Source organism: Candidatus Methylomicrobium oryzae (assembly GCF_016745425.1).
GTDB lineage: Bacteria > Pseudomonadota > Gammaproteobacteria > Methylococcales > Methylomonadaceae > Methylomicrobium > Methylomicrobium oryzae.
Window position 1 is genome coordinate 154822 of the sequence record NZ_JAERVK010000001.1, and the last position, 12006, is coordinate 166827.

Annotated in this window: 11 protein-coding genes; 2 read left to right on the top strand and 9 right to left on the bottom strand. The window is 58.3% G+C overall.

All coding sequences use genetic code 11. The features are described from left to right. Positions 1 to 16: 16 nt before the first annotated feature. The 3 genes from lysA to JJL52_RS00835 form a co-directional block, all read right to left on the bottom strand. Entirely contained in the window at positions 17 to 1264 is a 1248-nt protein-coding gene (lysA, locus tag JJL52_RS00825; protein ID WP_202050487.1) for a diaminopimelate decarboxylase, read from the bottom strand. A 2-nt stretch (positions 1265 to 1266) separates the two neighbouring features. Beyond that, the gene (gene lptM, locus JJL52_RS21690) at positions 1267 to 1521 is read right to left on the bottom strand and encodes an LPS translocon maturation chaperone LptM (protein WP_202050488.1); all 255 of its coding nucleotides are present in this window, start codon (positions 1519 to 1521) and stop codon (positions 1267 to 1269) included. Between the two features lie 66 nt (positions 1522 to 1587). Further along, a complete protein-coding gene (locus JJL52_RS00835; protein WP_202050489.1) occupies positions 1588 to 1821 on the bottom strand; it encodes a hypothetical protein in 234 nt (77 codons plus the stop codon). A 117-nt stretch (positions 1822 to 1938) separates the two neighbouring features. Between JJL52_RS00835 and JJL52_RS00840 the strand changes: the two genes are divergently transcribed. Then, complete coding sequence (locus tag JJL52_RS00840; RefSeq protein ID WP_202050490.1) at positions 1939 to 2751, top strand: sulfite exporter TauE/SafE family protein; 813 nt, start codon at positions 1939 to 1941, stop codon at positions 2749 to 2751. Between the two features lie 38 nt (positions 2752 to 2789). Here the strand turns inward: JJL52_RS00840 and JJL52_RS00845 are convergent, their stop codons facing one another. Beyond that, complete coding sequence (locus tag JJL52_RS00845; RefSeq protein ID WP_202050491.1) at positions 2790 to 5576, bottom strand: calcium-translocating P-type ATPase, PMCA-type; 2787 nt, start codon at positions 5574 to 5576, stop codon at positions 2790 to 2792. A gap of 204 nt (positions 5577 to 5780) precedes the next feature. Between JJL52_RS00845 and JJL52_RS00850 the strand changes: the two genes are divergently transcribed. Continuing rightward, positions 5781 to 8366 carry an ATP-binding protein gene (locus JJL52_RS00850; protein WP_202050492.1) on the top strand — a complete coding sequence of 862 codons (2586 nt, stop codon included), beginning with the start codon at positions 5781 to 5783 and terminating at the stop codon, positions 8364 to 8366. A gap of 41 nt (positions 8367 to 8407) precedes the next feature. Here JJL52_RS00850 and JJL52_RS00855 read toward each other — a convergent pair whose 3' ends face one another. From JJL52_RS00855 to JJL52_RS00875, 5 genes are all read right to left on the bottom strand, one after another. After that, positions 8408 to 8731 (bottom strand): HesB/IscA family protein, encoded by a 324-nt coding sequence (locus tag JJL52_RS00855; RefSeq protein ID WP_202050493.1) that lies wholly within the window; start codon positions 8729 to 8731, stop codon positions 8408 to 8410. A gap of 7 nt (positions 8732 to 8738) precedes the next feature. Next, a complete protein-coding gene (locus tag JJL52_RS00860) occupies positions 8739 to 9854 on the bottom strand; it encodes a cysteine desulfurase family protein (protein WP_202050494.1) in 1116 nt (371 codons plus the stop codon). Beyond that, positions 9851 to 10342: a Fe-S cluster assembly transcriptional regulator IscR gene (iscR, locus tag JJL52_RS00865; protein ID WP_202050495.1), complete on the bottom strand. Its 492-nt coding sequence runs from the start codon at positions 10340 to 10342 to the stop codon at positions 9851 to 9853. The genes JJL52_RS00860 and iscR overlap by 4 nt, the downstream gene beginning before the upstream one ends. An 89-nt stretch (positions 10343 to 10431) precedes the next feature. Beyond that, positions 10432 to 11217, bottom strand: a complete 786-nt coding sequence (cysE, locus tag JJL52_RS00870) for a serine O-acetyltransferase (protein WP_236993959.1) — start codon at positions 11215 to 11217, stop codon at positions 10432 to 10434. A gap of 13 nt (positions 11218 to 11230) precedes the next feature. Then, entirely contained in the window at positions 11231 to 11965 is a 735-nt protein-coding gene (locus JJL52_RS00875; protein ID WP_202050496.1) for an RNA methyltransferase, read from the bottom strand. Positions 11966 to 12006: the final 41 nt, after the last annotated feature.

Here is a 12006-nt window from a genome sequence, read left to right on the forward strand (position 1 = left end):
CTTTAGCAGCGATTGTTTAAGGAATCAACCGCTCTCCGGCCCATAATTGCTCGATCGACTCCCGCGCCCGGACCAAGTGGATTTGAGCCCCGTCGACCAGCACTTCGGCCACGCGCGGGCGCGAGTTGTAATTCGAGCTCATGGTGAAGCCATAGGCCCCTGCCGAGCGTATCGCCAGCAGATCGTTTTCGCACACGCGAAGCGGCCGGGCTTTGCCCAAAAAGTCGCCGGTTTCGCAGACCGGGCCGACGACGTCCCAAGTCTGCTCATCGGCCCGGCTGTGCAGATGCACCGGAATGATATTCTGCCAGGCGCTATACAGCGACGGACGGACCAGATCGTTCATCGCCGCATCGACGATCGCGAAGTTTTTGTGTTCGGTCGTTTTCAGGTACTCGACGCGCGTGATCAGGATACCGGCGTTGCCGACGATCGCGCGGCCCGGTTCGAGCAGGATCTCGAAGTCGGAATTGCCGAGGCGCTGCAGGATGGCATGAATGTAGTCGGCCGGTTCCGGCGGTTGTTCGTCCTTATAGCGGATGCCGAGGCCGCCGCCGAGGTCCAGGTGATGCAGTTCGATCCCTTCCGCCTTCAGCGCGGTAACCAGTTCGAGAATACGGTCCAACGCATCCAGGAACGGCCGGCTGTCGGTCAACTGGGATCCGATATGGCAATCGATGCCGATGATCCGGATGTTCGGCATCTGTGCCGCGCGGCGGTATTCGCCGATCGCCTGTTCGAAGGCGATCCCGAATTTGTTTTCCTTCAGGCCGGTCGAAATATACGGGTGCGTGTTCGCATCGACGTTCGGATTGACCCGGAACGACACCGGCGCGATCACGCCGAGTTGGCCTGCCAGCCGGTTGATCCGGTCGAGTTCACTGGCGACCTCGATGTTGAAGCAGCGGATGCCGGTCTTCAGGGCCGCAATGATTTCGTCCTCGCGCTTGCCGACGCCGGAAAACACGATCTTGTCCGGCGCGCCGCCGGCGGCGATTACGCGCTGCATTTCGCCGAGCGAAACGATATCGAAACCGGAGCCGAGACGGGCCAAGAGATTCAACAAGGCGATGTTCGAATTGGCTTTTACCGCATAGCAGATCAAATGCGGGTAGGCCCCGAAGGCGCTGTCGAATGCGCGCCAATGCGTTTCGAGCGCTGCCCGGGAATAGACATAGCAGGGCGTTCCGTACTGTTTGGCGATCTGTTCGACGGGCACCTCTTCGGCGAAGAGTTCATCGTTCCGGTAATTGAAATAATCCATCTTTATTCTGGGTGGTTCTCTGTTGGGGAATCGTTTTCTTTGGCTTCGGGCTTGGCCGGTTTCGGCGGCGCGGCGTCGACCGGCGCGGGCGTCTCGTCGATATCGCGCTCCGGAATCGGCGAGCGGGGCTCTTCATTCTCGGGCGATACCTTGAGTCCGGGCGGCGGATGGCCCGGTAGATACAGCGGCCCGGGTTGGCCGCAGCCGGCAAGTCCGAGTACCGCCGGCAGTAAAAGGCAAGGGAGACTGATCTTCATAACCGTCTTTGAAGGTGGGCGGCCGAGGCCGGGCAAAACGCACATGATAAGCCGAAACCGGTCCGCTTAGAAAGCCGTTACCGAGTTCGATTTGAAATTGACCCAGGCCTTTTTCGCCAAAAGGTAATGGCAGTTCATTCGGTGTTTGATACTTGAGCAGCGCATAAAAAATCGCACCGGCAATCGCGCGGGTCCCGTCAGTCCGATACCGGTGCTGAAAATCAGGGCCTCCCCGGAAGCGCAGCGGTTTTCCAGTTCTTGTCTTGCGGCGGCATCGGGATGGTGCACGGGGCTGCTCATCGCGGTGCGAAGAGGCGGAAAATCAAAAAGAGCCGGCATAGGATAACATATTGTTAAATAAGCAATCATAAACTGGTATAGTGCGCACTTTTTGTAGAATTTTTTAAGGAGCGGGCTTTGTTGAGCACGGGATATATCGTTTCGGGTTTCTCGGTGGGGTTACTGGTCGGAGTGACAGGCGTCGGGGGCGGTTCGCTGATGACGCCATTATTGGTTTTCCTGTTCGGCTTCAAGCCGGCGGTGGCGGTCGGTACCGACCTTTTGTTCGCGGCCATCACCAAGACCGGCGGCGTCTGGGTGCACCACGGCAAGCATAATTCGGTCGAGTGGAAAATTGTCGGTTTGCTGGCGTTGGGCAGTCTGCCCTGCGCGCTCGGAACGCTCTATGTGCTGCAGCAGCTGCACGTGACCGGCAAGGAAATCGGCCATGTGATCACCTATTCGCTGGGTATCGCGCTGATTTTGACTGCTTGCGCCTTGCTGGTGCGCAGCATCCTGATGAACAAAGCCCAAAAGGCCGGCCTGATTGACGACGATCACAGCACCGAGTCCAATGCGGCCCGCTTTCCGCGTCTTCACGTTCCGGCCACGGTGCTGACCGGCGCTGTGCTCGGCGTGCTGGTCACGCTGTCGTCGGTCGGCGCCGGCGCTTTGGGCACGGTGGCGCTGCTGTTTCTGTATCCGAAGATGACGACGCTGAAAGTGGTCGGCACCGATCTTGCGCATGCGATCCCGCTGACCGCCGTTGCAGGACTCGGGCACTGGAGTATCGGCAATGTCGATTTGGCATTACTGGGCAGTTTGCTGGTCGGGTCGCTGCCGGGCATCTGGATCGGCAGCCATTTGAGCGCGAAGATTCCGGAACGCTTCTTGCGTCCCGTGCTGGCGGCAGTACTGTTGCTGATCGGTCTCAAATTCGTCTTTCAGTAAAGACGCGCGCGGGGCATGCTTCGCCAGAAGTTTTGCACCTAAACGCGGAGGGCTATGGTCAGCAATTTGCGCAGTTCCTCAAAAATCAGCACCGACGAGGCAACAGCCGCCGCGATAAGCCAGTCGCCGGCGGACAACGGCGAGGTATGGAATACCCGCTGTGCCGGAGGCCAGTGGATTGACAGAACCTGCAGCAGGCACACGCCGAACAGCGACAGCCAGAGCATCTTGTTCGCGAAAAAATGCCCCTGGAAGGCAGTACCCTTCTCGGAACGGGCATTGAATACGTTGAAAACTTGAAACAGCACGAAAGTCGTAAAAGCCAAGGCCTTCGCATGCTCGGCATCGCTGCCGGGCTGGGCATAGAATAAAACGCCCAAGGTGCCTGCCGCCATGGTTAGGCCGTAAGTGAACAGGTTGCCGAAGCGGCGCAGCGAGAGAATCCGCGCTTCGGCGAGACGCGGCGCCTCGGACATCGTATCCGGACGGCCGGGGTCGACGCTGAGCGACATGGCCGGCGGCCCGTCCATGATGATGTTGATCCACAACAGCTGCACCGCACTGAAAGGGGATGGCAGGCCGAACAGCTGGGCGCCGGTCACGGTCAGGATCGCGCCGATGTTGGTCGAAAGCTGGAAACGGATGAATTTGACCATATTCTCGTAAATGTGGCGGCCCTCCTTGACTGCTTTCACGATCGTAGCGAAATTGTCGTCGGTCAGAATCATCGTCGCGGCTTCCTGCGCGACATGGGTTCCGGTCACTCCCATCGCGATGCCGATGTCGGCGATTTTCAGCGCCGGCGCGTCGTTGACGCCGTCGCCGGTCATCGCCACGATATGGCCTTGCGCTTTCAATGCTTGAATGATCCGGACTTTCTGCTCCGGGGCGGTGCGGGCGAAAACGCCGATGCCAGCAATATGTTCCGCAAGCCGGCGTTCGTCCATGGCGGCCAGTTCCCGCCCTTCCAGTACTTGGCCTTCCAGCCCCAGTTCGCGGGCGATTGCCCCGGCGGTGACCTTTTGGTCGCCGGTGATCATTTTGACTTGGATGCCGGCTTTCCGGCATTGCCCGATTGCGGCGCGGGCTTCGGCGCGAGGCGGATCCATCAGGCCGACCAGGCCGATGAACGTCAGTTCATTCAGGTAACCGAACAGGTCCCGGTTCGCAGCGAATTCGGCGGCGGGCAGCGTTCGGGACGCCACGCCCAGCACCCGGAGTCCGGCTTCGGCCATGCCGTCGTTCTGCCGCATCGCCCGATGGCGCTCAAGCGGTACGGTATCTCCGTTGCCGTCTACCGCGTCGCGGCAGCGGTCGAGTAAAACTTCCGGCGCACCTTTGACGTAAAGATGGATCTCATCGTCCAGGCGATGAAAAGTCGCCATGAATTTATGGTGGGCATCGAACGGAATTTCCGCAATGCGCGGCTGCTGGTGCAGGGCCTGGAGCTGATCGATTCCGCCTTTGGCGGCAAGCACTAGCAAGGCGCCTTCCATCGGATCGCCGATTACCCGCCGCTCCCGTAAATGGCTGTTGTTGCACAGGGCCACCGGCAGCAGCAGACGTGCCATATTGACGGGCAGGGCGGCTCCGGAAAGTGGAAAAATGCCACCCTCGATCGCGTAGCCATTGCCGGTGACACGAAACAGTTGATCCTTGAAAAACAGCGAACGGACGGTCATCTGGTTGACGGTCAACGTGCCGGTCTTATCGCTGCAGATGACGGTGGTGCAGCCCAGGGTTTCGACCGCGGCCAGACGCTTGACGATAGCATGATTGCGGGCCATCCGGCGCAGTCCGAGCGCCAGGGTGACGGTCACGACAGTCGGCAGGCCTTCCGGAATCGATGCGACTGCCAGCGCAATCGCAGTGAAGACGGTTTGAATCAGCGGTTCGCCGCGCAGCAGGGCGCTGCCGAATAAGACGAGGATGATCGTCACCGCGATCAACGCCAGGCTCTTGCCCAGGCTGTTTAGCTGGGACTGCAGCGGCGTCTCGCCGTCTTGCTGTTCCGCGAGCAGGTCCGCCAGACGGCCGATCTCGGTCGCCATGCCGGTTGCGGTCACCACCATTTCGGCATGTCCCCGCGTGACGGTCGTGTTCATGAACAGCTGATTGCTCCGTTCGGCGACCGGCAATTCGGCTTGGGGCAGCGCTTCGACTTGTTTGGCTACCGGCGCCGATTCGCCCGTCAACGGGGATTCATCGATTTCGAGCAGATTCGCGCTGATCAGGCGGCCGTCGGCAGGGATTTTATCGCCGGCATGCAGGATTACGATATCGCCCGGTACGATTTCGGTCGACGGTATTTCGAAACTGTAGCCTTCGCGACGGATTTTGGCCTGTAGGGCGAGCATCTTTTTCAGCGCGGCCAGCGATTTTTCGGCCTGAAACTCCTGCGAAAACCCAAGTACCGCATTGATCAGCACGACGATCAGGATCACGATTCCGTCGAGCACGTCGCCGATCGCGGCCGCCAGTAGGGCGGCGATAAACAGCACGATGATCAGCAGGCTCTTAAACTGGGCCAGGAACTTGATCCAGACGGGGCGGGCCGGCGCTTCGGCCAGCCGGTTCGGCCCGAGTTTTTCGATACGGCGCGCCGCTTCCTCTCGGCTTAAGCCGGGGCCCGGCATTACCCCCAGTTTTTCCAGTGCCTGTCCCGGGCTCAAGCAGTGCCAGCCAACTTCGGGCTCGGCCGTTTCGGCAAGCGGGGAAAATTGCGTGGGGCGGCGGTACAGGCTTGCGGTCAACTGCAGGCACAACAGGATGCCTGTGACCAGGAAGGTGATGAGCAATAGGATCAGCGCTAAATCGGGCCGCATGCAATATTGGAAAATTAAAATGATGAAGCTTAAGACAGCTTAGGCACAAAGGTTACCCGATTTTCCGGCCGTTGAGGACCAACCGGTTGCCGGAACGAGCGAGCTCCAGTCAGCAATTAAAGGGGCGCAGGTTGAAATCGATCGCGTGCAACGATGATAGAATGATACCCGGATTTATAATCTTTTGGGACCGCCCTGTCGATAATGAACGATTTATTCCTGATGCGCGTGTTGAACTATCTTTTTATCGTGATCGTTCTGGCGCTCATCTATTTCGGCTTCGGCGTCCTGGGCCAACTGTTGAATGCGACGTCGGGCCATGCAGGTATGCTGGGGCCTTCGGCCGGCATCGCGCTGGCGGCATTGCTGCTGCTCGGCAAGCGCAAATGGCCGAGCGTGTTTCTCGGCAATTTTGCGATCAGCGCCTTTGTTTATGATTTCGGCTTCGACGGACCGTTGCTCACCGTGTGTGCGGCAAACGCTGTCGGTGCCTCACTCAGCGCGCTGCTGGGCTGTGTCCTCATCGAGAAGTTCGTCGGTTTTCCGAATCCTTTGATCGAGGACCGCTGTGTGATGCTGTTCATGCTGCTCGGCGGTCCGGTCGCTTGCCTGGTTACTCCCGCCGTGGGAGTGACGGCATTGTATCAGGCGGGGATGATCGGGGCCGCGCAGTTGTTTCCGCATTGGTTCTCTTGGTGGATCGGCGACATGATGGGCGTGCTGGTATTTACGCCGATCATCTTGATCGCCTATGGGGAGCCGCGGGCAGTCTGGCGGGAACGCCGCTATTCGGTCGGTTTGCCGTTGATTGCGACTTTTGCGCTGGTGATCGTCCTATACCTCTATGTCAGACAGTTGGAGGCGGAGCAGCAGCGCCAGGAATTTCACGATCAAACCGTCACTTTATCCCAGGCGATTGTCAACCGTTTGCAGGGAGCTATCCATTCGGCCGATACGGTGCGCAATTTTTTTTACGGTTCCCGCCGTGTCGAACAAGAGGAGTTCCTTTTATTCACTCGGCAAACGCTGGGGCCGTTTCCCGAAATCAAATCGACGAATTGGGTTAAACTTGTCGGCGGCGGCAGAATCAATCTGGAATTCACGTCGTTGCTGAATCAATACACCGATAATACGGGAACTGCCCAGCATCCGTTGCCGCCTGCTCTCAAAAACTTTTTCAAGAACAATCGTCAGATAAAGGAAAAAGACCTGTATCTTACTGCGGAAAACGGGCAAATTACCGTACTTACTCCGGTTTTTGCCCGGGAACCGGATAAGGGTGACGGAAGTTTTTTGGGGCTCGTTTCGACCACCTTGTCGATGGCCGATGCCGTGTATTTTTCGACCCGCGCCCTGAAAAAAACGTGCTGTTTTCTTTCGATCGGAGTGGAGGATCGGGAAACCGGAACCCCCAACCTGATTTATTCGAACTTGCCGACCGCTTTTCCTCACGCGAAAGCGTCCGTGCAATTTTCGAAGGATGTTGCGGGGTATCAGTGGCTGCTGTCTTTCTATGATGCCAGAACCGACTATCAGCCCCATTGGCCGGTCTGGATCGTGCTGATCAGCGGCTTGCTGTTCACCAGTCTGTTGGGCGCCTGTCTGTTAATGCTGACCGGGCGTTTCTTTCGGACCGAGTCCCTGATCAAGGAGCGCACCGAAGAGCTGCTGAGGGCTAAAATTGCGGCGGAAGCGGCGAACGAGTCGAAAAGCCGGTTTTTGGCGAACATCAGCCACGAGCTCCGGACCCCGTTGAATGCGATACTGGGCTTTTCGCAATTGCTGCTGAAGAAACGCAGATTCCCGAAGGAAGATTACGAGCAGATCAATACGATCAAGCAATGCAGCAATCATTTGCTGGAACTGATCACCGGAATTCTGGATCTTGCCTCGATCGAATCGAACAAAATCCGAACCGACATCAAGGTCTTCGATAGTCATAAACTCTTGAAGAATATCGTCGAAATTTGCCGGTTGAGCGCCGAAGCCAAGCAGCTTGAGCTCGACGTTAACGGCTTGCCGATTCCGCGCCTGCTGATGGGGGATCAAAAGCGCATTCGCCAGGTGATTGTGAATCTGCTCGATAATGCGATCAAATATACGGAAAAGGGCCGGGTGACCTTGACCTCGAATTATTTCGACGGCTGCTGGCGAATTACGATCGAAGACACCGGCTGCGGGATCGCCGAACAGGATCTGGAAGCGATCTTTACGCCTTTCAAGCAACTGAACGAGGACGGGTTCATGCGGCCCGGTCTCGGGCTGGGCTTGGCGATTACCCGCGAATTGATCCACATCATGGGCGGTACGATCAGGGTTACCAGCAAGCCCGGCGTCGGCAGTATTTTTTCGGTGTCGCTGCCCCTGCGGAGCACGCGGGATGAACAATCGGCCGAACAGGCCAAGCCGCCTGCCCGGCAGCCGCTTGACGGGCCGCTCCGGGTACTGATCGCGGATGACAGCCAGATTAACCTGATGCTGCTGGCCAATTTGCTGGAGCTGGAAGGCTGCAGCGTCGATGCGGTCGTGAACGGGCGGGAGGCGGTGGCGATGATCCAGCGGAACGACTACCGGCTGGCGCTGGTCGACTTGAACATGCCGGTGATGTCGGGGCTTGAGTTATTGATGATCGTCAAAGGCCAGGGCAAGCCGCTCAAGATGGTGGCGGTCAGCGCCTATGCGGAAGAAAGCCGGATCAACGATGCGCTGGCGGCCGGCTTCGACGGCTATCTGACCAAACCGATCCACGATGAAGAATTGACCGCCTTGCTGAACTCGGTGCGAGGGTAATCGGCAAGGCGCTTAAGGTAAGGAAAAAATTGGTAGGAGCTTTATACGCTGAAGCTCTCTCCGCAGCCGCAGGTCGCTTTCACGTTGGGGTTGTTGAACCGGAACGCTTCATTGATGCCTTCGCGGCGGTAATCGAGTTCCATGCCGTCGATATAGGGCAAATCCTCCTGCTTTACAATCAGTTTGACCCCGTGTTCCTCGAAGACCGTTTCATCCTCCTGAAGCTGGTCGGCGTATTCGAGGGCATAGGCATAGCCCGAGCAGCCTGATTTTTTGACGCCGAGCTTCAGTCCGATGCCCTTGCCGCGTTTTTCGAGCTGTTTTTTGATCTGTGAAGCCGCTTTTTCGGTGAGTATGATTGCCATGCGTTTTTTATCCTTCCTGGCTGACCAGGGTTTTCAATATTTCGATAAATCGGGTTATTTGCTCCGGCGTGTTGGAGCTTCCCAAGCTGATCCGGATCGCGCTGCGCGCCAGTGCCGGATCGATGCCCATCGCGGTCAGTACGTAGCTGGGTTCCTTGCCGCCGCTCGCGCAGGCGGAGCCGCTGGAAACCGCGATGCCGTGCCGGTCGAGCTTCATTAGCAGCATTTCGCCGTCGACATCCGGCAGCCCGAACTGTACCGTGTTCGGCAAGCGGGGCGCGTTTTCGGAAAAAATACATAGCCCCGAAATCGACCGAAGCCCGGCTTCCAGTTGGATTTTCAAGCCGGCTAGCCGTTCGCTGCGTTGGGCAAGTTCGGCCTTCGCTAGTTCCGCCGCTTTCCCGAAGCCGACAATCGCGGCCACGTTTTCGGTTCCGGAGCGGTAATTTTGTTCCTGCCCGCCGCCCAGCAGCAGCGGCGAGAGTCTGGCGCCTTTCTCGAAAATCAATGCACCGGCGCCTTTCGGGCCGTAAAGCTTATGGCTGGACAGGGACAGCATTTGAACGCCCAGTGCCTTGAAATCGACCGGAATCTTGCCGGCCGCCTGTACCGCATCGGTGTGCAGTAAAATATTTTGGGACCGCAAGGGTTCGGCATGGCGCGCGATGTCCTGAATCACGCCGGTTTCGTTATTCGCGAGCATGAGCGAAACCAGCGCCGGTTTTTCAGCGCGGATGATTTCGTCGAGGGTATCTTGCCGGATTAGGCCGTCAGAGTCGACGCCGAGAATGGACAAGGGATGGCCTTGCCGATGCAAGCGTTCGGCCGGTTCGAGAATGGACGGATGTTCGATCGCCGAGACGGCGAGGCCGGCTGCAGGTTCGAGGCTGGTCAGCGCCAGATTATTTGCTTCGGTGCCGCCGCTGGTGAAAATGACCTGACTTGCCGCCACGCCGACCAGTTCGGCGATCTGATGGCGGGCCGTATCGACTGCGGTTCGCGAGAGGCGGCCGAGCTTGTACAGTCCCGAGGCATTTCCGTAAAAGCTTTTCAGGTAGGGTAGCATCGCTTCCAGCACCCGGGGATCGACCGGGGTGGTCGCGTTATGATCCAGATAGATCATTTAGGATAGGCGCTGATTCCCGTTTGCAGATGAAGTTCGATCACGCGTTGGGCGTCCTGTTCCTGCCGCCTTGCGATTTCCTGCACTTGATGCTTTTCCAACAGGTCGGCCAGGGTAATCCCTTTCAGATAGCCGCGAATCTGTTCGCTGAGCCCCATCCATAAGTCATGTGTCAGGCAGGCCTTGTGGTTCTGGCAATTCCCTTCGCCGCCGCATTTGGTCGTGTCGATCTGTTCGTCGACCGCCGCGATGATGTCGGCGATATTGATCGTACTGGCTTTATTAGCCAGGGTATAGCCGCCGCCGGGGCCGCGGACGCCTTTGACCATGCCGGCGCGGCGCAGGCGGGCAAACAGTTGTTCGAGATAAGAGAGGGAAATGGTTTGTCGAGTCGCGATGTCGGTCAGCGTCACAGGCGCTTTCTGGCTGTGAAAAGCCAGATCGAGCATCGCGGTTACCGCATAGCGGCCTTTGGTAGTCAAGCGCACAACATCATCCTTCAGAAAGATTAACGTGGGCCGATTTTAATCTTAACCGATTAAATTAGTCAACATTTATAACCCTAGTTTTTTTGGCGTTAATCGTGCTTGGGTTCGTTCTGGTAGCTGTCCTCGATTTCGCATCCCTCCAGCCTTGGAATCGGCGGCGGCTCGGGGTAATGGATGCCGGCTTCGTCGAGCGCCTTCTTCATGGTTTCGAGCTGCTTGTCCATCGCGTGGATGTGATCGAGCATCCGGTTGATCGCGTTTGCGACCGGGTCGGGCATGTCGGCCTTCGCTCCATAGGGGTCGAAGCCCATCCGGTAGGCGATCGCCTCCCGCTCCGCCTTTTCTTTTTTGACGTTCGGGTCGATCAGATGACCCGGAATCCCGACGACTGTCGCACCGGCCGGCACCGGCTTCAGGACGACCGAATTCGACCCGACCCGGGCGCCTTCGCCGATGTCGATCGGGCCCAGGATTTTCGCGCCGGCGCCGACGACCACCCCGTCGTGCAGGGTAGGGTGGCGTTTGCCCTTCTTCCAGGAGGTGCCGCCGAGCGTGACGCCGTGATAGAGCGTGCAGTCGTCGCCGATCACGGCCGTTTCGCCGATCACCACGCCCATCCCGTGATCGATGAAAAAACGCCGGCCGATCCGGGCGCCCGGGTGAATTTCGATCCCGGTCAACCAGCGGCCGATATGCGAGATGAAACGCGCCAGCCAGCGGTAGCCGGCTGTCCAGCAGCGATGGCTGACCCGGTGAATCAGTACCGCATGAAAGCCGGGGTAAGCGGTGATCACTTCCCAGACCGACTGCGCGGCCGGATCGCGTTCGAAAACGCAGGCGATGTCTTCTTTGACTCTGTCGATAATGGCGTTCATGTACTTTGGTGATTTATTGTTTCCGGCTTTTTTTATGACCTTGCGACATTCTCAGAATGCCCCGCAAAATATCGACTTCCTTGGTGTCGAGTTCGATCCGATTATAAATTCGGCGCAGCCGCCGCATGATCGATTCGGATTTGCCGGGCTGAGTGAAGTCGATATCGACCAGCGTCTCGTGAAGATGATCGTAAAAGGATTCCATCTGTTCCGCGGTCGCCAAGGGACATTCGCCCCGGTCGCCGATCGCCTTGCGTTCGTTGCCCCCGGCCGCGACGAACAGTTCATAGCAGACGACCTGCACCGCAGCGGCCAGGTTCAGCGAGCTGAAGTTGGGATTGCAGGGAATGTGCAGCAGATGGCGGCACATGTCGAGTTCTTCGTTGGTCAGCCCCGAATGCTCGCGGCCGAATACGATCGCGATCTGTTCGTCCGGATGCTGGTTGACGATTTCGTCGGCGCACTGCCGGGGCGTCAATTCCGGCCAGCTGATCGTGCGCGAACGCGCGCTGGCGCCGAACACGACCTGGCAGTCCGCGATCGCTTCGCGCAGGGTCTCGCAGACCTTTGCCCGGGACAGGATGTCGTCCGCCCCTGACGCACGCGAGGTCGCGTCCGCGCTCGGGAAAATTTTCGGCGCGACCAGCCTGAGGCTGGCCATCTGCATGTTTTTCATCGCCCGTGCAACTGCGCCGATATTGCCGGGGTGCGTGGTTCCGACCAGAACGATATGGATATGGGACAGCAACGCGATGCCTCGTCTTCAAAAAACGCTCAAGTTTATCAAAA

Coding starts and splice junctions, on each gene's coding strand:
- lysA (WP_202050487.1), bottom strand. CDS start 1,264: ATGGATTATTTCAATTACCGGAACGATGAACTCTTCGCCGAAGAGGTG.
- lptM (WP_202050488.1), bottom strand. CDS start 1,521: ATGAAGATCAGTCTCCCTTGCCTTTTACTGCCGGCGGTACTCGGACTT.
- JJL52_RS00835 (WP_202050489.1), bottom strand. CDS start 1,821: ATGAGCAGCCCCGTGCACCATCCCGATGCCGCCGCAAGACAAGAACTG.
- JJL52_RS00845 (WP_202050491.1), bottom strand. CDS start 5,576: ATGCGGCCCGATTTAGCGCTGATCCTATTGCTCATCACCTTCCTGGTC.
- JJL52_RS00850 (WP_202050492.1), top strand. CDS start 5,781: ATGAACGATTTATTCCTGATGCGCGTGTTGAACTATCTTTTTATCGTG.
- JJL52_RS00855 (WP_202050493.1), bottom strand. CDS start 8,731: ATGGCAATCATACTCACCGAAAAAGCGGCTTCACAGATCAAAAAACAG.
- JJL52_RS00860 (WP_202050494.1), bottom strand. CDS start 9,854: ATGATCTATCTGGATCATAACGCGACCACCCCGGTCGATCCCCGGGTG.
- cysE (WP_236993959.1), bottom strand. CDS start 11,217: ATGAACGCCATTATCGACAGAGTCAAAGAAGACATCGCCTGCGTTTTC.